General features: G+C 69.1%; 27 protein-coding genes. 15 read left to right on the plus strand and 12 right to left on the minus strand.

Annotated features, from left to right (window positions below):
• Window positions 1–21 precede the first annotated feature (21 nt).
• The 6 genes from FPZ12_RS16920 to FPZ12_RS16945 are packed head-to-tail and all read left to right on the plus strand — an operon-like array spanning window position 22 to window position 7,034.
• The gene (locus FPZ12_RS16920; protein WP_144748227.1) at window positions 22–1,221 is read left to right on the plus strand and encodes a phosphotransferase; all 1,200 of its coding nucleotides are present in this window, start codon (window positions 22–24) and stop codon (window positions 1,219–1,221) included.
• A gap of 42 nt (window positions 1,222–1,263) precedes the next feature.
• Window positions 1,264–2,637, plus strand: coding sequence for an MFS transporter (locus FPZ12_RS16925; protein ID WP_166462788.1), 1,374 nt, complete (start codon window positions 1,264–1,266; stop codon window positions 2,635–2,637).
• Window positions 2,634–3,431, plus strand: coding sequence for an SDR family NAD(P)-dependent oxidoreductase (locus tag FPZ12_RS16930; RefSeq protein ID WP_208025874.1), 798 nt, complete (start codon window positions 2,634–2,636; stop codon window positions 3,429–3,431). The genes FPZ12_RS16925 and FPZ12_RS16930 overlap by 4 nt, the downstream gene beginning before the upstream one ends.
• A 10-nt stretch (window positions 3,432–3,441) precedes the next feature.
• Complete coding sequence (locus tag FPZ12_RS16935) at window positions 3,442–4,428, plus strand: LLM class flavin-dependent oxidoreductase (protein ID WP_144748224.1); 987 nt, start codon at window positions 3,442–3,444, stop codon at window positions 4,426–4,428.
• A gap of 25 nt (window positions 4,429–4,453) precedes the next feature.
• A complete protein-coding gene (locus FPZ12_RS16940; RefSeq protein ID WP_341771226.1) occupies window positions 4,454–5,575 on the plus strand; it encodes an NDMA-dependent alcohol dehydrogenase in 1,122 nt (373 codons plus the stop codon).
• 25 nt (window positions 5,576–5,600) lie between these two features.
• Window positions 5,601–7,034, plus strand: a complete 1,434-nt coding sequence (locus FPZ12_RS16945; RefSeq protein WP_144748223.1) for an aldehyde dehydrogenase — start codon at window positions 5,601–5,603, stop codon at window positions 7,032–7,034.
• A gap of 56 nt (window positions 7,035–7,090) precedes the next feature.
• Here FPZ12_RS16945 and FPZ12_RS16950 read toward each other — a convergent pair whose 3' ends face one another.
• Genes FPZ12_RS16950 through FPZ12_RS16960 form a run of 3 tightly spaced genes read right to left on the minus strand, consistent with a single transcriptional unit; the run spans window position 7,091 to window position 9,799 of the window.
• Window positions 7,091–7,711 (minus strand): TetR/AcrR family transcriptional regulator, encoded by a 621-nt coding sequence (locus tag FPZ12_RS16950; protein ID WP_243769881.1) that lies wholly within the window; start codon window positions 7,709–7,711, stop codon window positions 7,091–7,093.
• 46 nt (window positions 7,712–7,757) lie between these two features.
• Window positions 7,758–8,906 carry a CaiB/BaiF CoA transferase family protein gene (locus FPZ12_RS16955; protein ID WP_144748221.1) on the minus strand — a complete coding sequence of 383 codons (1,149 nt, stop codon included), beginning with the start codon at window positions 8,904–8,906 and terminating at the stop codon, window positions 7,758–7,760.
• On the minus strand, window positions 8,903–9,799 hold the full coding sequence (locus FPZ12_RS16960; protein ID WP_144748220.1) for an enoyl-CoA hydratase: 897 nt from the start codon (window positions 9,797–9,799) through the stop codon (window positions 8,903–8,905). The genes FPZ12_RS16955 and FPZ12_RS16960 overlap by 4 nt, the downstream gene beginning before the upstream one ends.
• A 206-nt stretch (window positions 9,800–10,005) precedes the next feature.
• Here FPZ12_RS16960 and FPZ12_RS16965 point away from each other — a divergent pair, with 206 nt between their 5' ends.
• The 6 genes from FPZ12_RS16965 to FPZ12_RS16990 all read left to right on the plus strand — a co-directional run bounded on the left by FPZ12_RS16965 (window position 10,006) and on the right by FPZ12_RS16990 (window position 14,857).
• Window positions 10,006–11,217: a cytochrome P450 gene (locus FPZ12_RS16965; protein ID WP_144748219.1), complete on the plus strand. Its 1,212-nt coding sequence runs from the start codon at window positions 10,006–10,008 to the stop codon at window positions 11,215–11,217.
• A 9-nt stretch (window positions 11,218–11,226) separates the two neighbouring features.
• Window positions 11,227–11,415, plus strand: coding sequence for a ferredoxin (locus FPZ12_RS16970; RefSeq protein ID WP_144748218.1), 189 nt, complete (start codon window positions 11,227–11,229; stop codon window positions 11,413–11,415).
• A 5-nt stretch (window positions 11,416–11,420) separates the two neighbouring features.
• Window positions 11,421–12,593 carry an NAD(P)/FAD-dependent oxidoreductase gene (locus tag FPZ12_RS16975; protein WP_208025875.1) on the plus strand — a complete coding sequence of 391 codons (1,173 nt, stop codon included), beginning with the start codon at window positions 11,421–11,423 and terminating at the stop codon, window positions 12,591–12,593.
• Window positions 12,594–12,610: 17 nt separating this feature from the next.
• Window positions 12,611–13,024 carry a hypothetical protein gene (locus FPZ12_RS16980; protein WP_144748217.1) on the plus strand — a complete coding sequence of 138 codons (414 nt, stop codon included), beginning with the start codon at window positions 12,611–12,613 and terminating at the stop codon, window positions 13,022–13,024.
• A 17-nt stretch (window positions 13,025–13,041) separates the two neighbouring features.
• A complete protein-coding gene (locus tag FPZ12_RS16985) occupies window positions 13,042–14,130 on the plus strand; it encodes a Vgb family protein (protein WP_144748216.1) in 1,089 nt (362 codons plus the stop codon).
• Between the two features lie 430 nt (window positions 14,131–14,560).
• On the plus strand, window positions 14,561–14,857 hold the full coding sequence (locus tag FPZ12_RS16990) for a hypothetical protein (protein WP_144748215.1): 297 nt from the start codon (window positions 14,561–14,563) through the stop codon (window positions 14,855–14,857).
• Window positions 14,858–14,929: 72 nt separating this feature from the next.
• Here the strand turns inward: FPZ12_RS16990 and FPZ12_RS16995 are convergent, their stop codons facing one another.
• Window positions 14,930–15,355 carry an Lrp/AsnC family transcriptional regulator gene (locus tag FPZ12_RS16995; RefSeq protein ID WP_144748214.1) on the minus strand — a complete coding sequence of 142 codons (426 nt, stop codon included), beginning with the start codon at window positions 15,353–15,355 and terminating at the stop codon, window positions 14,930–14,932.
• 147 nt (window positions 15,356–15,502) lie between these two features.
• On the opposite strand from FPZ12_RS16995, the gene pdhA reads away from it, so the two are divergent.
• From pdhA to FPZ12_RS17010, 3 genes are read left to right on the plus strand one after another with little or no spacing between them, the layout of a single operon-like run.
• Window positions 15,503–16,585, plus strand: a complete 1,083-nt coding sequence (pdhA, locus tag FPZ12_RS17000; protein ID WP_279537819.1) for a pyruvate dehydrogenase (acetyl-transferring) E1 component subunit alpha — start codon at window positions 15,503–15,505, stop codon at window positions 16,583–16,585.
• On the plus strand, window positions 16,585–17,574 hold the full coding sequence (locus FPZ12_RS17005) for an alpha-ketoacid dehydrogenase subunit beta (RefSeq protein ID WP_144748213.1): 990 nt from the start codon (window positions 16,585–16,587) through the stop codon (window positions 17,572–17,574). Before pdhA ends, FPZ12_RS17005 begins: the two co-directional genes overlap by 1 nt.
• Window positions 17,571–18,803, plus strand: a complete 1,233-nt coding sequence (locus FPZ12_RS17010; RefSeq protein ID WP_144748212.1) for a dihydrolipoamide acetyltransferase family protein — start codon at window positions 17,571–17,573, stop codon at window positions 18,801–18,803. The genes FPZ12_RS17005 and FPZ12_RS17010 overlap by 4 nt, the downstream gene beginning before the upstream one ends.
• A gap of 74 nt (window positions 18,804–18,877) precedes the next feature.
• Here FPZ12_RS17010 and FPZ12_RS17015 read toward each other — a convergent pair whose 3' ends face one another.
• The 8 genes from FPZ12_RS17015 to FPZ12_RS17050 form a co-directional block, all read right to left on the minus strand.
• The gene (locus FPZ12_RS17015; RefSeq protein WP_144748211.1) at window positions 18,878–19,492 is read right to left on the minus strand and encodes a DUF1989 domain-containing protein; all 615 of its coding nucleotides are present in this window, start codon (window positions 19,490–19,492) and stop codon (window positions 18,878–18,880) included.
• Window positions 19,489–20,895: a purine-cytosine permease family protein gene (locus FPZ12_RS17020; protein ID WP_144748210.1), complete on the minus strand. Its 1,407-nt coding sequence runs from the start codon at window positions 20,893–20,895 to the stop codon at window positions 19,489–19,491. The genes FPZ12_RS17015 and FPZ12_RS17020 overlap by 4 nt, the downstream gene beginning before the upstream one ends.
• The gene (locus FPZ12_RS17025) at window positions 20,892–21,500 is read right to left on the minus strand and encodes a VOC family protein (RefSeq protein WP_144748209.1); all 609 of its coding nucleotides are present in this window, start codon (window positions 21,498–21,500) and stop codon (window positions 20,892–20,894) included. Before FPZ12_RS17025 ends, FPZ12_RS17020 begins: the two co-directional genes overlap by 4 nt.
• A 36-nt stretch (window positions 21,501–21,536) precedes the next feature.
• A complete protein-coding gene (locus FPZ12_RS17030) occupies window positions 21,537–22,637 on the minus strand; it encodes an NADH:flavin oxidoreductase (protein ID WP_144748208.1) in 1,101 nt (366 codons plus the stop codon).
• A gap of 115 nt (window positions 22,638–22,752) precedes the next feature.
• On the minus strand, window positions 22,753–23,319 hold the full coding sequence (locus tag FPZ12_RS17035; RefSeq protein WP_144748207.1) for a cupin domain-containing protein: 567 nt from the start codon (window positions 23,317–23,319) through the stop codon (window positions 22,753–22,755).
• A 66-nt stretch (window positions 23,320–23,385) separates the two neighbouring features.
• Window positions 23,386–24,258: a polysaccharide deacetylase family protein gene (locus FPZ12_RS17040; protein WP_144748206.1), complete on the minus strand. Its 873-nt coding sequence runs from the start codon at window positions 24,256–24,258 to the stop codon at window positions 23,386–23,388.
• Window positions 24,255–25,535 (minus strand): amidase, encoded by a 1,281-nt coding sequence (locus tag FPZ12_RS17045; protein ID WP_166462789.1) that lies wholly within the window; start codon window positions 25,533–25,535, stop codon window positions 24,255–24,257. The genes FPZ12_RS17040 and FPZ12_RS17045 overlap by 4 nt, the downstream gene beginning before the upstream one ends.
• Window positions 25,532–25,741: a DUF1989 domain-containing protein gene (locus FPZ12_RS17050; protein ID WP_144748204.1), complete on the minus strand. Its 210-nt coding sequence runs from the start codon at window positions 25,739–25,741 to the stop codon at window positions 25,532–25,534. Before FPZ12_RS17050 ends, FPZ12_RS17045 begins: the two co-directional genes overlap by 4 nt.
• Window positions 25,742–25,747: the final 6 nt, after the last annotated feature.

Here is a 25,747-nt window from a genome sequence, read left to right on the forward strand (position 1 = left end):
CGAACACGAAGGAGCAGGACGATGTCGCTCGGCGCGAAAGTGTCGTCGGTGAAGGAACAAGCACAGCGGGTGCTCGAGATCGCGAAGGTCGGCGGGCACGTGCTCGAGGAACGGATCGGGAAGTCGGTACCGACGAGCCTGGCCGAAGTACCGTCGTCGGTCCAGCGGCTGAGCACGGAATGGCTCAGCGCGGCCCTGTGCGCGGACGCCCCCGGCGCCCGGGTGATCTCGTTCGAGCTGGGCGACCACAGTCACGGTTCGACCACACGGGACCGGATCAGGATCCGCTACAACGAACCCGGTCGCGCCGCGGGTTTGCCCGGGTATCTGTTCGTCAAGAGCAGCCCGGGCTTCACCTCCCGGCTCGTCAACGGACTCAGCGGCGCGCTGGAGAGCGAGGCGGGGTTCTACCGGGAGCTCAGGCCGAAGGTCGACATGAACAGCCCCGGCTCGTACCACATTTCGCTGGACACCAAGTCCTTCCGGTCGGTCTACCTGCTGGAGGACGTGGCGGAGTCGAAGGGCGCGGAGTTCGGCAATCCGGTCACGATGTACGTCGACCGCCCGATGGCCGAGAGCATGGTCCGGAACCTCGCCGCCTACCACGGCCGGTTCTGGCAGGACGAGATCCTCTCCACCGCGCCCTGGCTGCAGTCCAGCCTTCAGTTCCAGGAGCGGGTCAACGACGCCATCGACTTCGAGAAGCGGACCCTGGTGGGCGTCGAGCGGGGCGCCGGCATCGTGCCGCGCGAGTTCCTGGAGCGTCGCGGCGAAATCTGGCCGTCACTGATGCATTCGTTGCGGGTGAACGTCTCCGGTCCGCACACGTTGCTGCACAGTGACATGCACATCGGCAACTGGTACCGCGACCGCGACGGCGGGATGGGGCTCTACGACTGGCAGTGCATGTCGCACGGGGGCTGGGCGCTCGATGTCGTCTACGCGCTGACGTCGGCCCTGCGCACCGAAGACCGTCGCGCGTGGGAGAAGGACCTGTTGCGGCTGTACCTGCGGGAGCTGGCCGCCCATGGCGGTCAGCCACCGGAGTTCGAGCGCGCCTGGGACGAATACCGGCTGCAGATCTTCCACGCGCTCGTGTTCTGGCTCTACACCATCGGTTCCGGGCGTTTCCAGCCCAAGATGCAGAAGGACGACGTGACCGCCGAGAACGTACGGCGGATGGCCCAGGCGACCATCGACTTCGGCAGTTTCGACCTCTGAACCACTTCCTGCTTTCTTTCAATGACGAAAGGGCATGCTCGGATGGCTCTCGAAAACACCGCCCCGAACAGCGTTTCCGCGCTGATCGACGGCGCTCCGTTCTCCCGGTTGCAAAAGATGCTCGTGGCCTCGTGTCTCGTGCTCTGCCTGATCGACGGCTTCAACGCGCTGTCGGTGGGCTACGTCCTGCCGGCGCTCGCCGAGGACTGGCACGTCAACGCCGGTAACCTGTCCGGGGTCGTGATCGCGTCCACGATCGGTGAGATCCTGGCGGCGTTGCTCGTCGCCCCGCTGGCCGACCGGTTCGGCCGCCGCACCCTTATCCGGATCGGCGTCGGCTGCATCGCGGTCTGCACACTGGCGACGGCGTTCTCGCAGTCCGTCGAGATGATCACGATCCTGCGGTTCTGCACGGGCCTCGGAGTCGGTGCCGCGACCCCCAACATCATCTCGTTGTCCTCGGAATACGCTCCGGCGAGGGCCCGCGCGACCGTCGTGACGACGATCGGGCTCGGCCTGGCCGGTGGCGGCTTCGTCGCCGGGCTGGTGGCGGGATCACTGATCCCGGCGTTCGGCTGGCGCTCGGTCTTCGCGGTCGGCGGCGCCGTCGCGCTCGTGCTGCTGGTGGCCACACTGGCCCTGCTGCCCGAGTCGATCACCTTCCTCGTGGCCCGCGGACGGGACCGGCAGGTGCTCGGCCTGCTGCGCCGCATCGCGAAGGACGTGCCGATCGGTGACGACATGCGATTCTCCTCGGACACACCGGAGCGCCGCCGGGTCCCGATCCGGGAGATCCTCGCCGGCGGCAGGGTCTGGCCGACCGTGCTGATCTGGGGCGTCATGTTCTTCGGGCTGCTGCTGAACTTCTTCATCTACGGCTACATGCCCTCGGTCCTGACCGCGTCCGGTCTCAGTGAGCAGACCGCCGTCTTCGCCACCTCCGCCTGCACCCTCGGTGGCATGATCGGCGGTGTGGTGCTCGGCGTGATCGTCGACCGCACACGGGGCGGCTACCGGAACCTCGTGTTCGGGCAGCTGCTCGCCATCATCGCCACCATCGTCCTGGTGCTGGCGGCCGGGAACTCCTTGCTCGTCACGATTTTCGGTTTTCTGATCGGGTTCGGCGCGATCGGCACGCAGATCGGCGCGAACGCGTGGGCGGCTTCGCTGTACCCGGCCGCCATCAGGTCGACAGGTGTCGGCTGGGCGCTGGGCGTGGGCCGCGTCGGCGGGGTGCTCGGGCCGGTCATCGGCGGCGCGCTGCTCAGCCTGAACATGGCCGGTAACACCATCTTCCTGTTGTCCCTGGTGCCGTCGGTGATCGTGGGCTGCTTCGCGCTGGCACTGGCACGACTGCGCCCGAAGTCCCGGATTTCCCCGAATACGACCGAGGAAGTGTTGCAGTGGCAGAAATGAGCGAGAAGGTCGCGATCGTCACCGGCGCGGCGATCGTCGAGGGCAAGGTCAACATCGGCGGCGCCATCGCGACCGAACTGGTGGCGAGCGGAGCCCGGGTCATGGTCGCCGACATCGACGGGGATGGCGCGAACGCGCTGACCGCCGAGCTGGGCGGCAAATTCGGCGAGGGCGTCATCGCTTCGCAGGTGACCGACATCCGCGGCGAAGGCGATATCGAACGTCTGGTGGCCGCGACGGTCGAGGCGTTCGGGACCGTCGACGTGGTCGCGAACAACGCCGGCGTGTTCCCCGAACGCGACGGTGCCGTCGGGGACCTCGACATCGAGGTCTGGGACGACGTGATGGCCGTCAACGTGCGCGGGGCGATGTTGCTGACGAAACACGCGCTGCCGGTGATGCTGGAGAAGGGACGGGGGTCCATTGTGAACACCGCCTCGACGCACGCGTTCGCCGGCGATCTCAGCCTGACCGGATACGGTGCGTCGAAGGCCGCGGTCAACGCGCTGACCGTGTACACGGCCACGCAGTACGGCCGCCGGGGGATCAGGTGCAACTCGGTCTGTCCCGGCACAACTACGAGCCCGGCGGTCGAGCGGGCGCCCGAGCGGTTCCGCGAGTTGTACCAGCGGCACACGATCAATCCGGAGCTCAACGCTCCCGCCGATGTCGCCCGCGCGGTCGCTTTCCTGGCCTCCGACGCGGCGAACGGCATCAACGGCATGGTGGTCCGGGTGGACGGCGGGCTGCTGGCGCACCAGCCGTTCTTCGCCGACCAGCGAGAGTTCGACTGAGGCCGGGAAGATGAAGGTCGGCCTCTACTTCGACCTGCGCGTTCCGGCGCGCTCGGGCCTGGCACCCGCCAGGGTTTACGCGCACATGCTGGAAATGTGCGAAGAAGCCGAGCGCGCCGGGATCGACTCGGTCTGGTTCAGCGAGCACCACAGGTTCGACGACGGTTACCTGCCGCAGCCGTTGACCGCGGCCGCCGCGGTGGCCGCCCGCACGCGCCGAATCAGGATCGGGACCGCGGTCGTCGTGGCGCCGTTGCACCACCCGGCCGAGATCGCCGAACAAGCGGCCGTGGTGGACCTGCTCTCCGGTGGCCGCCTCGACCTGGGTCTCAGTGGCGGCTACCGGGTCCCGGAATTGGAGCTCTACCAACGAAGTTCCGCGGGGCGTCTCGATACGACCGTCGAAATGGCGCGGCAGCTGAGGACACTGTGGACCGGCGGAGCCACTCCGGCCCCGGTGCAGTCCCGGTTGCCGATCTGGCTCGGGTTCAGCGGCCCGCGTGGGGCCCGGGCCGCGGGTCTGCTCGGCGAGGGGCTGCTGTTCTTGAATCCCGCCCAGCTCACGCCGTACCGGCAAGGGCTCGCCGACGGTGGCCATGACCCGGGCGGCGCGAGGGTGTCGGGGCCGGTCTTCGCGCTGCCGAGCGAAGATCCGGAACGGGACTGGGCGCAGGCCCGGGAATTCATTGCCTACCAGCAGGATTCGTATCGGCGGCACAGCGTCGAGGGAATGCCGGTCCCGCCACGCAGGCCGTTCGACGCCGAGGATGCCCGGACCCGGCCGATGTCACGGCCGGGATACTTCTGGTTCGACACGCCGGAAGCGCTGGCGACGCGGATCCGGGACTCCGTCGCCGGCCTGCCGGTGGACACTGTCTTCCTGTGGGCTTCGGTCGGCGGGATGCCGGAAGATCTCGTCGAACGCAACGTTTCCGTTATCTGCCAACGGCTCGCCCCCTTGCTGAAAACAGCGCCTTGCCTCCACAGCGACTTTTGATACCATGTGTGTCTAAAATCGGAGGATGACGACCATGAAGATGAACGGTGCTGTTCTCTGGGGTCCCCACGAGGACTGGAGCGTCGAAGAGGTCGAGCTGGACGGGCCCCGCGAAGGGGAGGTCCTGGTCGCCTGGCAGTCGACCGGCCTGTGCCACTCGGACCACCACCCGCGGGCCGGGGACGCGCCTGCGATGCTGCCGACCATCGGAGGGCACGAAGGTGCCGGGCTGGTGCAGGAGGTGGGCGCGGGCGTCACCACGCTCAAGCCCGGCGATCACGTGGTCGGCTCCTTCATCCCCGCCTGCGGGCGCTGCCGGTGGTGCTCGACCGGGCGGCAGAACCTGTGTGACTTCGGCGCGCTGATCATGCAGGGCGCCAATCTCGACGGGACGTTCCGGCGCCACGCCCGCGGTAAGGACATCGGAGCCATCTCCCTGCTGGGCACGTTCGCGCCCTACGCGACCGTGCCCGAGGTGTCGCTCGTCAAGATCGAGGACGACTACGACCTCTCCCGTGCCTGTCTCGTGGGCTGCGGGGTCACCACCGGCTGGGGATCGGCGGTCAACACCGCCAAGGTCCAGCCGGGGGACACGGTCGTCGTCATCGGCATCGGCGGGATCGGCGCCGGCGCGCTCCAGGGCGCCCGCATCGCGGGTGCGGAAAAGATCATCGCCGTCGACATCGTGCCCGGCAAGCGCGCGGCCGCCGAACAGTTCGGCGCGACCCATTTCGCGACGAGCTTCGAGGAAGCGACCGAACTCGTCGGCGAACTGACCCGCGGCGTCATGGCGGACTCGGCGATCCTGACGGTCGGGCTCGTGGAGGGCCCGATGATCGGGCAGTCGCTCGAACTCGTGCGCAAGGCCGGATCCGTTGTCGTCACTGGTATCGCGGCCTTTTCCGACGTCACTCCCACGCTCCCGCTGGCCATGTTCACGCTGTTCCAGAAGCGGGTGCTGGGCAGCTTGTTCGGCGAAGCCAACCCGCGCGCGGACATTCCGCGCCTGCTGAGCCTGTACCGCGAAGGCAAGCTGCTGCTCGACGAGATGGTCACCACCGAGTACAAGCTCACCGAAATCAACAGCGCCTACGACGACATGCTGGCCGGCCGGATCGTCCGCGGCGTCATCCAGCACCAGCATTGAACCCCTGACCGAAGGAAGCATCGACATGGCAAGCAACGAAGCGGCCCTGTTCATCGGAGGTGAGCTCCGTGCGGCGAAGTCGGCCGCGCGGATCGGGGTCGTCAACCCGGCCACCGAAGAGACCATCGGCTCCATCGCCGACGCGAGCGCCGAGGACGTCGACCAGGCCGTGCAGTCCGCCGCGGCCGCATTCGATGGCGCCTGGGGTGACACCACGGGTCCCGAGCGTGCCGCTCACCTCCGTGCCCTGGCGAACGAGCTGGAGGCGCGTGGGGACCGGATCGCCGCGGCGGTCACCGCGCAGAACGGCATGCCGCTGGCGATGTCCCAGTATGCCAACGACATCCTGCCCGTGGAGTCCTATCGCTACTTCGCGGATCTCGCGGAGAAGGCCGGTGAAGAAGAGATCCGCCCGTCACGAGACGGGTCGACCACCGTGCTGCGGCGCGAACCGATCGGCGTCGCGGGCCTGATCGTTCCGTGGAACGGCCCGCACACCCTGCTCGCCTGGAAGCTCGGCGCGGCGCTGGCCGCCGGCTGCACGGTGGTGTTCAAGGCCGCGCCGGAGACCTCGCTGGACCTGCCGATCTTCGCCGAAGCCGTGCAGGCGGCCGGAATTCCCGCCGGTGTCATCAACTACGTGACGGGCGGGGCCGAGGCCGGGCGGGCGCTGGTCCGACACCCCGGCGTCGGGAAGATCGCGTTCACCGGGTCGAGCGCGGCCGGCCGCGAGATCGCCGCGGCGTGCGGTGAGGCGCTCAAGCCGGTCACGCTGGAACTGGGCGGCAAGTCGGCGGCCATCCTGCTCGACGACGTGGACCTGCCGTCGTTCACCGCCAACATCCCGGTGGTGTGCATCCCGAACTCCGGCCAGATCTGCTACTCGAGCACCCGCGTGCTCGCTCCGCGGTCGCGCTACGCGGAGGCCGTCGAAGCGATCGCGGCGGCCGCCGCGGGGCTTACGGTCGGCGACCCACTGGACGAGAAAACGATGGCCGGGCCATTGGTGAACAAGCGGCAGCTCGAGCGGGTCCAAGGGTATGTCGAGCTGGGCAGCCAGGAGGGCGCGAAGCTCGTGACGGGTGGTGGCCGTCCGGACGGCCTCTCGCGTGGCTACTTCCTGTCGCCGACGGTGTTCAGCGACGTGGACAACGGCATGCGTGTCGCGCAGGAGGAGATCTTCGGCCCGGTCCTCACGGTCATTCCGTACGAGGACGAGCAGGAGGCGGTCCGCATCGCCAACGACAGTGCCTACGGCCTTGGTGGCACGGTCTTCACACAGGACCCGGAGCGTGGCCAGGCGATCGCCAGGAAGGTGCGGACCGGGACGATCGGCGTCAACCGCTACGCCATCCCGCTCGACGCCCCGTTCGGCGGGGTGAAGGCCAGTGGGCTCGGCCGTGAGCTCGGCCCGGAAGGCCTGGCGGCGTACCAGCAGGTCAAGGCGCTCTACCTCTGAGCACCGGATCGGGCCGTCCGTCCACAACGGAATCCGCCCCAGGACGGACGGCCCGGTCAATCCTGGGGCGCGTGCTGGCGGATCAGGCCGACCGCGGTTTCGGTGATCTGCGCCGCCGTGAACTTTTCGCTCCCGCGGTACCACCGGGAAACCCAGATCACCATGCCCAGCAGCAGCCGGGTGGTGAGCACCGGATCGCCCCAGTGCAGGACGTTCGCGCCCATCGCGCGTTTGACGACACCGAGCCAGCGCTGTTCGTAGGAGTGGCTGAACTTCTGCCACCGCTGGTACACGTCCTGCGACACGCCGGCACCACCGAAGAACACCGCCATGTAATGGCGGGTTTCGATCGCGGCGTTGATGTGCAGGCACACCAGCTCGGTGAGTTCGTCCGCGGGTTCCCGGTGCTCGGCGATCAGCGCCGTGACCGCTTCGTCCAGGTTCTGCGTACTGCGCTCGAAGAGGATGTCGAGCAGCCGCTCCTTGGTGGGAACGGTCCGGTACAGCGTCGCGCGGGAGACCGACAACTGTTCTGCGACGGCTTCGATCGAAACGGCGTCATACCCGCCCTCGGCGAACAGCCTGCCGGCGGTGTCGGCCACTTCCAGGAGGTCGATTTCCTTGCGTGGCCGTCCGGGCGCGCGAGTACCCCCGGTGCTGCGCGTGGCCTTCGGCACTGCCAACCCCCTGTCGGAGCGATTTTTCAGACGTTCAGTCTCGACTTTACCCGCCATCGCCCAGCCAGCCGGGATCGCCCGAATCGGCGCCGAGCCGCGGCGGGTTACGCCGGTAGGTGGCGGGCGTCCGGGAGAGTGTGATCGGGTTGGCGACCTGGTCGACGGCGCGGGTCTCGTCGCCGGTCCGGACCACGGGGCGGAGCCCGAGCTCTTCGGCGAGCTGGAACGCCTGGCCGAGATCGTTGATCGGGCCGCAGGGCACGCCTCGCGCGCTGAGCAGTTTGAACCAGTGGTCGGCGTCCTCGGTGGTGAACGTCGCTTCGAGGTCCGCGATCAGTTCGGCGCGGTGGGCGACCCGCGAGGAATTGGACCCGTACCTCTCGTCCTCGGCCAGTTCGGCCCGGCCGATCGTGGTCACCAGCGCACGGAACTGCCGGTCGGTCGTCGCGGCGATCGCCAGCGGGCGGTCGGCGGTCCGAATCGGCTGGTAGGGCGCGACGCTCGGGTGGGCGTTGCCGAGCGCGGACGGCACGGTCCCGGTCAGTACGTGTGCCGAGGACTGGTTCGACATCGCCGACAACAACGACGACAGCAGGTTCACCTCGACGACCTGGCCCTCCCCGGTGGCGTCCCGGTGCCGCAGCGCCGCCTGGATCCCGATCGTCGCGTGCAGCCCGGTGATCACGTCGACCAGTGCGACCCCGGCCTTCGACGGCTCACCAGGTGGCCCGGTGATGCTCATCAGCCCGCCCGCGGCCTGGGCGATGAGGTCGTAGCCGGGCAGGTGGGCGCCCTCGTGGGTGCCGAAACCCGTGATCGAGCAATAGACGAGGCCGGGGTTGTCCGCCGTCAGCCGCGAGTAGCCCAGCCCGTACTTCTCCAAGGTCCCGGGGCGGAAGTTCTCCACGAGGACGTCGCAGCGGGCGGCCAGGGAGCGAACGGTCCGCAGATCGGCGGCGTCGGTGAAATCCAGGCACAGCGACCGTTTGTTGCGGTTGGCGCCGAGAAAGTACGTCGCCTCCCCGTCGTGCCACGGCGGGCCCCAGGTCCTGGTGTCGTCCCCGCCGGCCTTCCGTTCGACCTTGACGACGTCCGCGCCGAGATCGGCCAGCAGCATCGTCGCGTGCGGGCCGGCGAGCACCCGGCTCAGATCGAGGATCCGGACGCCCTCCAGCGCGCCCCGCGTCGCGGTCACGCCTTGTCCCGTGCCGCGACGCGGATGGGGGGCGCGGTGCGCCAGTCCGGCAGCCCGAGCTCGGGGGTGCCGATGATCGAAGTGCCTCCCGACTCGGCGGTCCAATGCGCGTGGTTGAGCTGGTGGATGGAGAAGCACGCTTGCAGCGCGGTGGCGAATCCCATGGCGTCCTGGGCCTGGTTGACCGATTCCTTGATCATCAGTGCCGGCATGGTCGGCATCGTCGCGATGCGCCGGGCGAACTCGAGTGTGTTGCCGTCCAGGGTTTCCGGGGAGAACACCTTGCTCACCATGCCCAGCCGGTGTGCTTCCGCCGCGTCGAGCGCGTCACCGGTGAGCAGCAGTTCCTTGGCCTTGCGCGGGCCGAACTCCCAGGGGTGGCCGAAGTACTCGACCCCGCACATGCCCAGCCGGGTACCGACGACGTCGGCGAACGTCGTGTCGTCGGCGGCCACGATGAGGTCGCAGCACCACGCCAGCATCAGCGCCGCGGACAGGACCTGGCCGTGGACCTGGGCGATGGTGATCTTGCGGAGGTCACGCCAGCGGCGGGTGTTCTCGAAGTAGTAGTGGTACTCCTGCCGGTGCCGCATTTCGATCGGACCCGCGGTCCCGCCGTTGCGCGTGAAGGTCGGGTGCTGTCCCGGGCCGGGCGCGCGTTCCTCGGCGCCCTCGCGTGAGCCGAGGTCGTGGCCGGCGGAGAAGGCGGGACCGTTGCCCTTGAGGATGACGACCCGGACGCCGTCGTCGGCTTCGGCCCTGGCGAAGGCGTCGTCCAGTTCGACGAGCAGGCCGCGGCTCTGCGCATTGCGGACACGCGGCCGGTTCAGCGCTATCCGTGCGACGCGCCCCTCGTCGAGCGTCTCGTACTCGATGAACCGGTAGTCGCCCACCCGGGCCTCCCTGAGGTTGAATAATGAGTTTTATCATCTCAATATGGTCGGCGCGCTGAACGCGTGTCAAGCGTCCGGGTGACGGCGAGCCGGGCCGTCGTCGTTGACAGCGTGGCGGCGGTCACTAATTATTGATACGGTCAGGCTCCAAAATATCCACCGGTCCTGACCTGCACCGCGAACACGGGGATTTCAAAGGAGAAACCATGACCGCCGTCCACGAACCGGGCACCGTCGAGCTCACCGACCCGAACGTGTGGCTGGAAGGCGTCCCGCACGACACTTTCGATCGGCTGCGGCGTGAGGAACCCGTGTCCTGGCACGAGCCGGAGACGGGTGGCTACTGGGCGTTGACGAGGCAGGCCGATATCGCCGCGGTTTCGAAGGACCAGGAGCACTTCACCAGCACGCAGGGTGACCTCTACCCGTTCCCGCCGCCGGAGGTACTGGCCGAGCAGGCGGACATGATGATGCTGATGGACCCGCCGGACCACACCCGGCTGCGCAAGCTGGTGCAGAAGAGTTTCACCCCGCGCGTGGTGTCCAAGTTCGACAGCTGGATCCGCGAGGTCGTCGTCCGGGTGCTCGACGACGCCGCGAAGCTGGAGAAGTTCGACTTCATCCACGAAATCGCGTCGCGCGTGCCGGGCCTCGTCATCGCGGCGATCCTCGGGATCGACAGGGACGAAGACCGGGACTACGTGGTCGAATGCGCCACCGACGTGTTCGCCGTCAACGAGCCCAACGGGATGGAACGGCACGTCCGCGGGCTGCAGAACATGGCGGGGTTCGCCGCGAAGATGCGCGAGATCAAGCGGGAGCACCCCGCCGACGACATGATCACCGCACTCAACGATGCCCGTGACGACGCCGGCCGGCCGCTCGCCGACGGCGAGTACATGAAGTACGTCGTGCTGCTCACCATGGCCGGCTTCGAGACGACCCACACGGCGATCGGCCAGGCGATGCGGCTCATGCTCGAAAACCCCGAGATCGACGCGGAGATCCGGGCGGCCATCGGCCGGGGCGAGTCGGGCGCGGCGGTCGAAGAGTTGCTGCGCTACATCACGCCGATCAACTACTTCGCCCGCGTCGCCACGTCCGACGTCGAGATCGGCGGCAAGACTGTCCGCAAAGGACAGATGGTGCTGATGTTCTACCCTGCCGCGAACCGGGATCCCGAGGTCTTCACCGACCCGCACCGGTTCGACGTCACCCGCTCGCCGAACCAGCACATGGCGTTCGGTGGCGGGGGCGTCCACCACTGCATGGGCAATCACGTCGCCCGCCTGGAAGTCAAGATCTTCCTCGAGGAGTTCGTGGCACGGCAGGAAAAGCTGGTTCTGGACGGTGCGCCGGTCCGGGGCGCGAACCTGTTCGTCAACCAGGTGCTGGCGCTTCCGGTCCGGCGCGGCTGAAGGAGAGTCATGAAGGTCAAGGTCGACATGGACGTGTGCGAGGACCACGGTCAGTGTGTCTTCGCCGCGCCGGACATCTTCGAGTTCGACGACAACGACGTCCTGGTCTGGAACGAGAGTCCCGGTGAGCAGTCCCGGGACGCCGTCCGGTTCGCCGCGACGTCGTGCCCGGTCCGGGCCATCACCATCGAGGACTGAAAAGCGTGCAGAGGATTGTCGTGGTCGGTGCTTCCTTGGCCGGCCTGCGTTGTACCGAAGCACTTCGCGCGGAGGGGTTCGGAGGCGAGGTCGTGCTCGTCGGTGAGGAACGTCATGGGCCGTACAACCGGCCACCGCTGTCGAAGGCCGTCCTCGCTGGTGCCGCCGGCGGGCTGGAGCTGGAAACGACCGGTGAGCGGGCGGCGGAGTGGCGCCTGGGAGTACCGGCGACGGAAGTGAGCCTCGCGGCCCGCAGGCTTCAACTCGCCGACGGCGGCGAGCTCGGTTACGACGGCCTCGTCGTCGCAACGGGCCTGCGGCCGCGCCGGTTGCCGCTCCCGGGGCCCCGGCGTGGTCGGCATGTCGTCCGGACGCTCGACGACGCGCGGAACCTCGCGGCCGCGCTGCGGCCCGGCGCTCGGGTGACAGTTCTCGGAGCAAGCTTCATCGCCTGCGAGATCGCGTCTGTCGCGGTCGATGCGGGGTGTTCGGTGACGATCGTGGCGCCCGAAGCGGAGCCGATGGCGGCCGTCCTCGGGGCCGAACTGGGTGCCGCGCTTCGTCGGCGGCACGAGGCCCGCGGGGTCGAGTTCCGGCTCGGCACGGTGGCTTCGAAATGCGATGGCGGCGAAACTCTGCGCGCGGTGGTGCTCTCCGACGGCACCGATCTTCCGACCGACCTGCTCGTCGAGGCCGTCGGCTGCACCCCGGCGGTCGACTGGCTCGAAGACAACGGGCTGGACCTGTCCGACGGGGTTCTGTGCGACAACCGCCTGCGCGTCCAGGGACACGAAGACGTTGTGGCGGCAGGAGATGTCGCCCGGTTCCCCAACCCGCTCATCGACGACGTGCCCCGGCGCGTCGAGCACTGGACCATGGCGGTCGACACCGCTCGCCAGGCCGCGCTCACGTTGCTCGGCCGCACCCCGGGGCCCGCCGGGTTCCGGCCGCTGCCGGGGTTCTGGAGTGACCAGGCCGGATTGCGCATCCAGGCCTTCGGTTCGCCCGCACTGGCTGACGCCCGGGAGGTCGTGGCCGGTGACTTGGACGGCGACGTCGCGATCGCCTGCCACCGTACCGGCCGGCTCATCGGTGCCGTCGCGATCGGACGCCGGCGGGATCTCATCGGTTTGCGAAAGCGGCTATTGGACGAGCGCAGTCCGCTCGCCACCACATGAACGAGAACAGGAAAACAATGAAGTCTTCTTGGAAGGCGGCGCTGCCCTGCGCTGCCCTGCTGACGCTGCTCGCGGCCGCCCCGGCGAACGCGGCGACCACCGACCCCGGCACCCAGGTCGCGGAAAGCCTGGCCGCGGGCGACGGCGAAGCGGCCGCCGCGGCGATTCAGGCCCAGCGACTGGACACGAAGCCCGCCGAGCTCGGGCACATCATCGTGGAAGGCGGCCACATCGCGGTGAGCGCGCACACCGGCGATCAGTTCCGCGACGCCGTCGCCTACGCGTTTCCGCACGGCGGCGTTTCGCTCAGCCAAGCCCTGGTCACGTTCGGCCTCGCCGGGAAAGAGGTCGTCACCACCGGCGTGACCCCGGACGAAGCACTCGTCGGCGGCGAAACCATCGCCCAAACCGTAGAAGCGTACGCACTCTGAGTTCACCGGAGGAAGTCTTGTCCCGCAACACATCACGGCGCCGAGTGGCCGCCGCGGCCGCTGTGGCGGCATTCGTCGGCGGCGTGCTGATCGCGCCCCAGGCGGAAGCCGCCGGCGCGGTCACCGAGTACCCGTTCCTGCCGACGCCCGCCGCCACTCCGTGCGAAGTCGAGTTCGACCACAACGGGATCGCCTGGATCGAGGAGATCAGCGGCAACAAGATCGCCCGGCTGGACCCGTCCACCGGGGCGACGTCGGAATACCCGCTGACCAACCCGGCCGGGATCCCCGCGGGCATGGAGTTCGGGAGCGACGGCGCGCTCTGGTTCCCGGAGGTCGCCGGCAACGCGATCGTCCGGATGGACACCGCGACCGGTCACATGGATCGCTACAACGTGCCCTACAGCATCGGACTCGTGAACGACCTGCCCGTCGGCGTCCGGGCGACGATCGACATCTCCGGTGGCAGGGACAACGGCATGTGGTTCACCAACGGCGCCACCAACAGCATCGGCCGCATCGACCTGACCACCAAGCAGATCACCAGCTACCCGATCCCGACGCTCGCGTCGGTGCCGCTGATCATCCAGCCGGGGCCCGGCAGCACCATGGTGTTCTCCGAGATCACCGGCAACAAGATCGGCACCATCGACGTGAACACCAAGCAGATCAAGGAGTATCCGGTCCCGACCCCGGTGTCCGCCCCGCAGGGCGTCACCACCGCCGCGGACGGGACGATCTGGTTCTCGGAGACGGCGGGGCAGAAGATCGGCAAGATCGACCCGGCCACCGGCGCGGTGACCGAGTACGACCTGCTGGCGCTTCGTGAAGGCGGGCCGGTGTCGATCGGCTTGGGCAACCCGCTCCCGTTCCCCGGCCCGACTCGCATCGGCAGTGACGGGAACCTTTACTTCACCGAGGGAAACCTGGCGTTCGCCGGGAACAAGGTCGGCCAGTACAACCCGTCGACGGGCAAGCTGCGCGAGTTCGAGACCCCGACACCGGTGTCGGCCCCCTGCGACATCAACAACTCGCAGAACGGCTACATCTACTTCGGCGAGTTCACGGGCAACAGGGTCGGCCGGCTGGATCTCGGCAAGCTCTGAATGATCGGAGTCGTTTGTGCGCGCAGGCGCCGGCTGGCGGGAGCGCCGCCGGCGCTTTGCTCGACGTGCGGGGTGGGCGTCTGAACGCCTCCGCGTGACGAAGCACAGCCAGCCGCCGATTCGCGCGCCTGACCAGGTCCTTTTCGCTCCACGCTCACTCAGCCACAGGACCTCCCTTGATCAGAAGCCCTGACTGTCAACGACCTCCGTCAGTTTCAGACCTAGCGGGAGGGTGAGCGGCGAGCCGTCTCCGATCACGGTTCCCGGCTTGCGGGGAGGTAGCCGGTCGCCCAGGAGGCCCGCCGGCCTTCGGTGACTTCGCGGGCCGGGACCACACAGGGGCGCATCGGGGATCGCCGTGCTGCCGTGCCGGTGCGGGACACCGCGGCGTGGGTAAAGGCCTTCATGATGGCGCCGTTCCTTCCAGCGAATGGGCCTGAACGTGACCGACGAAGACCTTTCCGGCGGAACCACTTCCATGGCGGCGGCGCTCGCGCGCGGTTCGATCGACGTGGCGTCCGGCGGCACGATCGGGTTCATCCAGAACCTGAGCTCGAAGGCCATTTCCCGAACCGGCTACCCGTTCCCGGATGTGTACGACGCGCTGCATCGGGTGCTCGACGCGTTCGGCGTCGAGCGGGTGGCCTGGGCTCGGACATCACCCGGGCCGGCCACCACCACGACTACCGTGCCGCGGTCACCTACCTGTGCCATGACGAGCGGCTGACGCCGGAAGAACTGGCCATGCTGCGGGGCGGCTCGTTGCGCGGCCTCATCCGGTGGCCGGAGACCCCGGCCGTCAGTTCTCCTCGTCCTCGAAGATCAGGAACGTCCGCGTCGACAGCACGCCCGGGATCGCCTGGAGCTGTTCCAGGACGACCCGGCGCAGCGCGTCGTTGCCCTCCGCCCGCACCAGGAGCATGACGTCGAAATCCCCGCCGGTGAGCGCCATGTGCCGCACCTCGGGGATGGCCCGGAGCCGCTCGCGCAGGTCCCGCCACGTGTTCTGGCGGACGGTCATCGATACGTACGCCGAGGTCGTCAGCCCGACCTTGGCCGGGTCCACGCGGGCGGTGAAGCCGGTGATCACCCCGTCAGCGACCAGGCGCTCCAGCCGCGAGTAGGCGTTGGCGCGCGAAATCAGCACGCGTTCGGCCAGCGCGCGACCGGACAGCCTGCCGTCGGCTTCCAGCTCCCGGATGATCCGTCCGTCGATGTCGTCCATTCGTCTCGCTCCCCGGGGCGGCGGTGGCACTGGCCGGTCCGAGTGGAGCGGCCAGGCGGCCAATGCCAGTCAATCGTCTCGTAGTAACGGCAAAGAATAGTCGAATGACCACGGAAGTTGGCAGGATGCTGGCTCAGTGGATCGCCGATGGAGGTGGAGATGGAGGCCGACCGGCTCGACGCGGCCCTGACCGTGACCCGGACGCTCGACGAGTCCGGTGCCGTGGTGATGGGCGGAGAAAAGCCCGACCCCGCCACACTTTTGGCCGGTTACCGGCGGCTGGTGTCCGCGCGGCGGCTGAACGAGCAGGCCGGGGCATTGGTCCGGCAGGGCAGGCTCGCGGTCTATCCGTCGTCGCGGGGGCAGGAGGCCTGCCAGGTCGCGTGCGCTTCCGTACTGGCTGACGGCGACTGGCTCTTCCCGACCTATCGCGACACCGCGGCGATCGCCGCGCGCGGTGTGGATCCGGTCGACGTGCTGACGATGCTGCGCGGGGACTGGCACTGCGGCTACGACCCGGTGGCGCACAAGGTCGCGCCGCAGGCGACGCCGTTGGCGACGCAGTTGCCGCACGCGGTCGGCGTCGCCCACGCCGCGCGGCTCAGGGGGGAGGACACCGTCGTGATGGCGCTGTGCGGGGACGGCGCGACCAGCGAAGGCGACTTCCACGAGGCATGCAACTTCGCCGCGGTGTTCCGCGCGCCGGTGGTTTTCCTGGTGCAGAACAACAAGTACGCGATCTCGGTCCCGCTGGCCCGCCAGTCCGTCGCGCCTTCCCTTGCGGCGAAAGCGATCGGGTACGGAATGCCCGGCGTGCGTGTGGACGGCAACGACCTGGCCGCGCTGGAAAAGGTGCTCGGCGACGCGGTGGCCCGGGCGCGCGCGGGAGGAGGCCCGACGCTGGTCGAGGCCGACACCTATCGCCTGGACGCCCACACCAACGCCGACGACGCCACCCGCTACCGCACCGACGACGAGGTCGCGGGCTGGGCGCGGCGCGACCCGCTGGTGCGTGTGCGCGCCTACCTGACCGAGGCCGGGGTCCTCGACGATGCCGTGGAGCAGGAGATCACCGACGCCGCGGAGAAGATGGCCGCCGCCGTCCGGGCCGGGCTCGGCGCCGAGGCACCCGCGGACCCGGAGGAGATGTTCGCGCACGTCTATGCCACGCCCACGGCGCAGCTGGCCGAGCAACGCGTTCAGCTGCGCGCCGAGTTGGAGGAGGCCTGATGGCCGTGCCCAAGTTGACCATGGCGCAGGCGATCAACACCGCACTGCGCGACGCGATGTCCGCCGACGAATCGGTGGTCGTGTTCGGGGAGGACGTCGGCCCGCTCGGCGGCGTGTTCCGGGTGACCGACGGGCTGCACGAGGACTTCGGCGAGAGCCGCTGTTTCGACACGCCGCTCGCCGAGTCCGGGATCGCCGGACTGGCCGTCGGGATGGCCATGAACGGGTTGCGGCCGGTCGTGGAAATGCAGTTCGACGCGTTCGCGTACCCGGCGTTCGAACAGATCGCGAGCCATGTCGCGAAACTCGGCAACCGCACGCGTGGCCGGATCCGGCTGCCGATGGTCATCCGGATCCCCTACGCCGGCGGGATCGGCGGCGTGGAGCACCACTGCGACTCGTCGGAGGCCTACTACGCGCACACGCCGGGCCTCACTGTCGTCGCCCCGGCCACGAACGCCGACGCTTATGGGCTGCTGCGCGCGGCCATCGAAAGCCCGGACCCGGTGGTGTTCCTCGAACCCAAGAAGCACTACTTCGCCAAGGAAGAAGTCGACGTCTCCGCGTACGTGCCGCCGATCGGTCACGCCGCGGTCCGCCGCGACGGCCGGGACGCCACTCTGATCGCTTACGGCCCGTCGGTGCCCGTCGCGCTCGCCGCGGCCGAGCAGGCGAAGGCCGAGGGCCGTGATCTCGGGGTGGTCGACCTGCGCTCGATCGTGCCATTCGACGACGAGACCGTGTGCGCTGAAGTCCGCAAGACCGGACGGGTCGTGGTGATCGCCGAAGCGCCGGGTTTCGCTTCCGTGGCCTCGGAAATCGCGGCACGGGTCGGCGAGCGGTGCTTCCACCACCTGGAGGCGCCGGTGCGGCGGGTCACCGGGTTCGACGTGCCCTACCCGCCGCCGAAGCTCGAACAGCACTACCTGCCCGGGGTGGACCGGATCCTCGACGCCGTCGACACCTTGCAGTGGGAGGACGTCGCGTGAGCACCCGGGTTTTCACGTTGCCTGATCTGGGCGAGGGACTCACCGAAGCCCAGTTGCTGCGCTGGCTGGTCAAAGTCGGGGACACGGTGCGGGTCGATGAGCCCGTGGCCGAGGTGGAGACCGCCAAGGCGGCGGTCGAGGTGCCTTCGCCGTTCGCCGGAACGATCGCGGAACTGCACGGCGACGAAGGCGCCACACTCACCGTGGGCGCGCCGCTGATCTCCGTCGCGGCCGCCGGAGCCGCCTACGTGGAAGAAGAACGCGCCGGATCCGGCAATGTCCTCATCGGATACGGAACCTCGGCCGCCGCGCCGGCCAGGCGCCGCCGCAAGGCGGCTCGGCCGGCCGTGAAAACGTTGGCACGCAACGGAGAACGGCCCGCCGTGCAGTCGCCGATCGTCCGCCAGCTCGCCCGCCGCCGGAACGTGGAACTCGACGCGCTGACGGGGACCGGGCCCGGCGGCCTGATCACCCGGCATGACGTCGAAACCGCGGCCGCCCCCGCACCCGCGGCGGACAGTGATCGCCGCACGGGTTTGCCGATCCGCGCCCGGGTGCCGTTGACCGGGCTGCGCAAGGCCGTCACCGACACCCTCACCCGGAGCCGCTCGGAGATCCCCGAAGCGACCACCTGGGTGGACGTGGACGCGACGACGTTGCTCGAGCTCCGGGCGCGGCTCCAGGAAAACGGTGGCGCGCCGGGGATTCTGGCCATGGTCGCGCGGTTCGTCGTCGCCGGGCTGGCCCGGTTCCCGGAGCTGAATTCGCGGGTGGACACCGAGCGCGGCGAGATCACCCACTTCGGCGGGGTCAACCTCGGACTCGCCGCGCAGACCGGCCGAGGTCTCGTCGTGCCCGCCGTCCGCGACGCGCATCGACTCGGCATGCGCGGCCTGGACACCGAGATCCGGCGCCTCACCGCGGCCGCCCGCGAAGGCACGGTGACGGCGGCCGAACTGAGCTCGGGATCGTTCACGCTCAACAACTACGGCGTACTCGGCGTCGACGGCAGCGCGGCGATCATCAACCACCCGGAAGCCGCGATCCTCGGGATGGGCCGGATCCTCCCGCGCCCGTGGGTCGTGGACGGCGAGGTCGTGGCCCGGCAGATCGTGCAACTGTCGCTGGTGTTCGACCACCGCGTCTGCGACGGCGGCACGGCGGGCGGGTTCCTTCGCTTCGTCGCCGACGCCATCGAAAACCCGGTATCCGCGATGGCCGAGCTGTAGCCGCGCGGCCCTCACGGGCGCTGTGGCGTGAAACCGGGCGGTGCCAACGGAACTGGCACCGCCCGGGGAGCCGGTCAGGAAAGCGATGGCGCTCGCGTGCGGACTTGGTAGTCGACGGGCCGGGGCCGATGTCCGTTGATGGGGTTGACATCCATCGGGCAGGCCGACAGCACGAGCCATTGCGGCATGAGTGCTTCGAGTACCACGGCGTCTCCTGGCCGGGCGGGAGAGGGCAGCCACGTCAGGTGGCCGTCCCGGTCCCACCGGACGTTCATGAAAAGGTTGAGCGGCGCCGGGATCACCGGCACCTCCTGACCGGCGGTGCGCAACGCCGCCCGCAGGTTGTCCGCGCAGTTGGGATGATCGGCCCGGGCGCCGAGGGAGGCGTACCGTGCGGGATCACAGGCGGCCACGAGCGTGTCGTGCACGCCGGGGCTGGTGTCTTCGACGAGGGCGAGCATCGGGTTCCGCCGAGAGCTCAGCAGGTGGTCGCCGACGGTGAGGGTGATCCGCTCGAGCGTGGTCCGGGTGTGCTCCATCGAGAGGTGCTCAGCCGGATCCGGCCTGGCGAACGCCCAGGTGTCGACGACCTGGCCGCCGTGGGCGTTACGAATCCGCACCCGGTCTCCGGTGCCGAGGCCGATCGCGGTGCCGGAACCTGCGGCCAGCGGGTGAAACCTGTCGGTCATGGCCGGATCTCCTGTTCGATGAGGCGTGCCGGCTGAACCGGCGCGGGGTTGATCGTCATCCGCCGTGACAGCAGCCAATGGCAGCCCCCGCCGACGAGCAGGCCGGCCAGCCACGACAGGTCCAGTCCACCGGTCGCGCGGGACAGCCATCCCTGCATGGCGGGCACGGTCCCCATCTGGAAGGCCCAGCTGGCCGCGAGCCCGGCCGCGAGCGCTGTCAGGCCCCGCGCGGAGAAGCCACCGGACCACCGTTTCCGTACCGGCCTGTACAGCGCGTCTACGTCGATTTCGCCGCGGTGCAGCAGAAAGAAGTCGACCAGGCAGACACCGGCCCACGGGGCGAGCCACAGGACCAGCGACGCCAGCCATTGTTCGAAGGCCGCGGCGACGTCGGAGGCGTTGATGAACCACACGAGCACCACGGAGGCGATCACCCCGGTCGCGACCGAGATCTTCCACCGCGCGATCCGCAGATCCATGGACAGCGCGGCGAGGCTCGCGGAGTACATGACGACGATGTTCGCCGCGACCGGGCCGTGCAGCACCAGCAGCAGCACGGGAAGTGCCATCGACCCGAACGCGGTGATCACCAGCTGGGCGGGGTCGCTGCCGCCCCCGGCCGAGGCCAGCGCCGCGCCGAGACCGGCAAGCCATACGGTCGGCAGGAACATGCCCAGCGCCGTCCCGGTGAAGACCCTGCGCGCGGGCAGACCGCGAGGCATGAACCGGGTGTAGTCGGAGGCGTAGACGAGCCAGGTGACGCCCCAGCCGACCCCGATCGCGGTCATCAGCTGTGACATGGCGACGACGCCGCCGGGACCACCGGTGTGGGCGTAGGGCTGGATGGGGACCCGGGTCACGGCGAGCACGGTCATCACGACCATCACCAGCAGCACCACCGGCATCGTCCAGCGCTCGAACACCTGGATCGCGCGGAATCCCTTGGCGGCGAGCAGGATCTGCAGGACCATGATGATCGCCGCGACCGCGTAGGGCAGGCCGGACCAGCCGTGCACCCCCATCCGCTCCAGCGCCGAGACCGCGAAGTCGAGCACGACCCAGGTGTTGACGCCGACCCATGCCATGGACATGACCAGCTGCACCAGGCACGGCAGGTAGGCGCCGCGACGGCCGAACGGCAGCCGCGACAGCACCATCTGGTTGACCCCGGTGCGCTGCCCCATCAGGCAGAACAAGCCGAACAGCGTCGAGCCCAGCAGGTTGCCGAGCACGATCACGATCATGGTCTGGACGAAGTTGAGGCCGAGACCGGCCCCGAGGGTGCCGAGCACCCAGTTGATCGGGGCGACGTTGCCGCCGGCCCAGATCCAGAACTGGTTACGGGGCGTCGATGTCCGGAGCGTGACGGGCACCGGTTCGATGCTCGTCACCGCGGCGCTCATCGTTCGCCACTTCCCTGCCCGCGCACCGGGGGCCGCTGCCCGGCGGGTGGCGGGCCGGGGAACCACGCTTCGGGTTCCGGCCAGACGAAATCCGGGGGGATGTCGTAGGTTTCGAAGGTGGTGCCCGTCGCGTCCGCGGTGTCGAAGAACGCGAAGGCGTTGCGGTCGGCGAACCGTCCTGATTGGACCATCGGGAAGCCGCGCCCGGTGAACGTGTCGATTCGCTGCTTCCAGGGGCGCTCACCCGCGTCGAACGCGATGTGCTGGATGCCTTCGCCGTGCCGGTCGAGGTACTCCTGGAAGATCGAGGGACCGTACAGCGGCTGCATGATCTCCACCGCCATGTCCCCGACGTCGGCGAAACAGACTTTGATCGCCCAGTCGGCCTCCGCGCCCTTGTAGGTGCGCTGGGTGACGGTCGCCGAATCGAAGGTGTAGACCCGCCACGGGCCGATTCCCAGGCGCACCAGCCCTTCCATCGTGCGCTGGTGATCGCGGGTGACGAAACAGATCTCGATCAGGTTGCCGAGGAAGCTGTTGGACAGCTCGGTCGCGCTCAGCACCGTGGGCCATTCCTCGGCGGGTTTGCCGGATTCGGAGGTCATGAGCAGCCTTTCAGGGTCGTATGCGGTTTCGGGGAATCAGTTCTTCGCCTGCCAGGCGTGTTGCGAGGCGAGATCGGCGGCCGGTGACAGGAGGGCGGGGTCCCACGGCCGCAGGGGGAGGCCGTCGCGGACCCGCCGCGGCCAGTCGGGGGTGACCAGCGCGCCGCGGCCGATCGACACCAGATCCGCGTCACCCTCGCTGAGGACCTCCGCTGCCTGGGCGGGATCGTGCAGTCCTCCGTTGGCGATGACCGGCAGCGACGTCACCTCCCTGGCGAGGCGGGTGATCGTGGGGCCGCCGGGCAGCGTCGCGGCCGTGCGCCAGTTCCTTCCCTCACCGGCGATGTGCAGGTAGTCGGGGCCGGGCTCGGTCACGGTCCGCAGGATCGCGGTGGCTTCGGCGACGTCGGCCCAGCGGTGGTCGAAGTCGTTGACCTTCGTCTGGGACAACCGGATCCCGACGACGAACTCGCGGTCCGTCGCACGGCGGACGGCGTCGACGACTTCCGCCGCCAGCGTGGCCCGCGCCGCCGCGTCTCCGCCGTACCGGTCGTCGCGAAGGTTGGTGTACCCGGTGAGGAACTGGTCGAGGAGATAACCGTTGGCGCCGTGGATCTCCACGCCGTCGAAGCCGGCTTCGCGGGCGGCCAGCGCGGCCGCGGCGAAACCGTCGATCGCGGCCTTCAGGTCGGTGTCGGTGGCCGCCGCCGGCATCGGGAAGGCGCCTTCTCCGCCGTACGCCGGCATCTTCTCGCCGCGCGGCCGCACCACCGAGGGGGCGATGGTCGCGGTGCGGCACTGTGACAGTGCGCCCGCGTGCATCAGTTGCGCCAGGACGCGCCCACCGGCGTCGTGCACGGCTCGGGTGACTACGCGCCAGCCGTCGATCTGGCCGGGCGTGACCAGACCCGGCTGCCCGTCGTACGCCTGGCTGTAGAGCTGGTCGGTGTACACGCCCTCGGTGATCACCAGGCCGAACCCGCCGCGGGCGAACCCGGCGTAGTACTCGGCCAACCGCGGGGTGGGTACCCCGCCGGCTCCGGCGCTCACCCGGCTCATCGGGGCCACGACCGCGCGGTTGCGCAACGGCAACGCACCCAGTCCGAACGGCAGATCAATCGGGCCCTGCTGTGACATCTTCTCGACTTCCCCTCACATTCGCGGAGGTGCGCGTCAGCACGTACCTCCGCAGCATGCAGGAGTTGAAGTCAAGAAGTCAAATAAATCTTGCTCTATGAAGCAAGATTTGGGCTCAATAGCCGGCCGGGGTGATCACCCACAGCACGCGGGCGGCCGCATCGCCGGGGTTCTCCCAGCGATGCGGGGTCCGGCAGGGAAAGGTCACCGCGTCGCCCTCGCGCAGATCGTGTTCGGTGCCGTCCAGCCAGACGAGGAGCCGCCCATCGAGCACCAGCACGCATTCCTCGTCGCCGGGATGGTGATAAGCCGCGGGGCCACTGCCCGCGCCGGGCTCGACAGTGGTCTCCAGTACCTCCAGCCGGGTCGCCATGGCCGGCGTGATGATCTCGTCGGCGACCCCGCGGTTGTGCACGATCCGCCGGTCGGCCCGGCGCACCAGTGGTCCCGCCGTGTCGTCGCCGAACAACCTGCCCACCGACTCGCCCATCGCCTGCACGATGCGGGTCAAGGTGGCCACCGTCGGGCTGATCTTGCCGTGTTCCAGCCTGCTGAGATAAGCCGGACTCACGTGCGCGGCGTCGGCCACGTCCTTGGCCGACAGCTTGTGCTCGCGCCGCAGCCGGCGCAGTCTCGCGCCCACGGCGCCATCGATCGACGCTTCGCTCTCCTCAGCTTCCACGAGGCAAGTTTACGACCCGCGAGATGTCTTATCGAGCAAGACCGCCGGAACAGGAGGCGGCGTTCGTCAATGCGTCGGAAAGAGACCTGTTTCGAGCTCGGGGCGCGTGTGCTCATGTTCCGGGAGCACGACCTCCGACAGCTGTGCCGCGAGCTCGTGCGCCGTGAGGATCGGGACGTCACCGGCATCCAGGATGTGCCCGATGAGCTGTTCGAGTGCGACCGCGCGAGCAGGCCGTCCCGTGAGGAACGGGTGGTTGGTGAGCATGAACAGCCCGCCGAACCGGCGCATCGCGTCGACCTCCGCTCGCCACATGCTCAGGACGTCGGCGGGGTTCTTGATGTGCTGCCCGATTTCGGGGAAGGGCAGGAAGGCGTACTGCTCCCAATCGTCGAGTGACCAGTGCGGGGGCAGCTCGACGATGCTGCCCTTCGGCGTGGCCACGCGGTAGGGCGTGTCGCGGCCCATGAGGGAGCTGTCGTAGGACAGACCGCGCTCCGCGATGATCGCGGGGGTTGACCAGCTGGCCTCCCACAGCCCGGCGCGGTGTCCGTGGATCGGCACCCCGATCCGCCGGAACACTTCGAGCGCACGGTCGAAGTCCCGTTCCTCCTGGTCGCGCGTCATGGACGAGGCGGGAACGTGACTGTAGGAGTGGTGGCCGATCTCGTGCCCGGCTTCGGCGATCCGGGTGACGAGGTCCGGGCGCCGCTCGGCGACCCAGCCCGGGAAGAAGAAAGTCGCGCGAACGTCGAGATCGCCGAGGATGCCGAGGATGCGGGGCACGCCGACGTCCGGTCCGAACTGCTGGTGGGTGATCGCCATCGCGTGGTCCGCGGCGCTCGCGTCCGCCGAGAGGATGCCGGTTTCGGCGTCGACGTCGAAGGTCAGGCAGGCGACGGCCGCGGCTCCCCGGGGAAGCCAGGCTTGCGTGGTCATGCGGATTCTTCCTCTCTCGTCCTGCTGTCGTACGTGGCGAGCCGGGCTCCTTCGACGAGAACCCGGCGATCTCTCCCCGAACGGGCGGAGAGCTGGAGGTTCGGTGCGACGGTATGCGAACGAGCGCGCGACGAGAGAGGTAGCACCACGCTGGGACTGTCCAAATAGCTCAGTGTCATCGTGAGCCGTAACGCCCGCGAGTTGAGCTCGTCCTCCCGCTCGGCGGACGTTCGGACATCGTGCAGCGTGGGGACGTCGATCTCGGTGGTGGGGCTCAGCAAAATGTCGTCGCGGAGTTCTTCCGCGAAGCGCGCCCGCAGCGCGGACATGGCGTTCCGGAGCGGCGTGGCGGAATGCTCGCGGCCGCGCAGGCGCGCGCGTTCGAGCCTGCGGCGGACGGCGGCGGTCAGCCGGGCGGGGTGCCGATCGAGGTATGGGCCGTAGGCGGCGAAGGCTTCTTCCTCCACTATGGGCATTCCTGTGGCGTGCAGACCGCGGGCGATGTCGAGGGCGGAAAACCGGCGCTGCTCGAGGGAAATCCCCCGGTCGCGCAGATCGTCGATGGTGGCGTGAAATTCGGCGAGGACGGCGGGGTCGCAGCCGTCGAGATAATCATCGTGCGGTACGGCGAACTTCGCCGATGGCCGCTCCTCGCGTCGACGCGGTTCTCGCGCGAGTACCGCGTCGACGTCGATGAGGGTGGCCGCGTCCGCGGCGATGATGCCGACAGTGTCCAGCGTCGGCGAAAGGGGGAGCATCCCCGCGCCCGGGTAGCGGCCGATGCTCGGACGGAACCCGTACACCTCCGCCCACGCCGCGGGAATCCGCGCCGAGCCCGAGGTGTCGCTCGCGAGGGCGACGGATACGATACCGGCGCGTACGGCGGCGGCAGCGCCGGACGACGAGCCACCCACGACATATTCGCGTCCGCCGCGCCGGATCGTCGGCGTGCCGAACCGGTCGTTCACTCCCAGCCCGGAGTAGGCGAGCTCGCTCAGCGTCGTCTTGCCGACGCAAACGCCTCCGGCGGCGGTGATACGACGTACTGCTTCGGCGTCGGCCGTGGCCTGCGAGCGGTAGTCCAGCAGCCGCGAGGCACCGGACGTGCGTGTGCCGGCGACATCGAAGACATCCTTGACAGCGAACGGAATCGCCGCGAGCGGGCCTCGGATCGTCCGTGCGCGCTCGGCATCCCGCTCGGCTCTCGCGGGCGTGAGCTGCAAGAAGGTGTCCCGCGTGGCGCGCGCCGCTTCGAGCGCTTCGACGAAGCCCGTCACGAGCCTGACACCACGTCGTCGCCCGCCCGCACGGTGAGCCTGCCCGTGTGCCTCCACGGGTGCGGGGCCGAGACGAACCGGGCGACGTCGGTCGCGGAGAGCGCCCACGTGTCGACGACCTGCTGCCCGTGCGTGGTGGTCACGAGGAGGTCATCCCCCGCCGTGAGTCGGATCGCCGCGCCGCCGCGGGCAGCGAGCTCCGCCATGGTGGC

Source organism: Amycolatopsis acidicola (genome assembly GCF_007713735.2).
GTDB lineage: Bacteria > Actinomycetota > Actinomycetes > Mycobacteriales > Pseudonocardiaceae > Amycolatopsis_E > Amycolatopsis_E acidicola.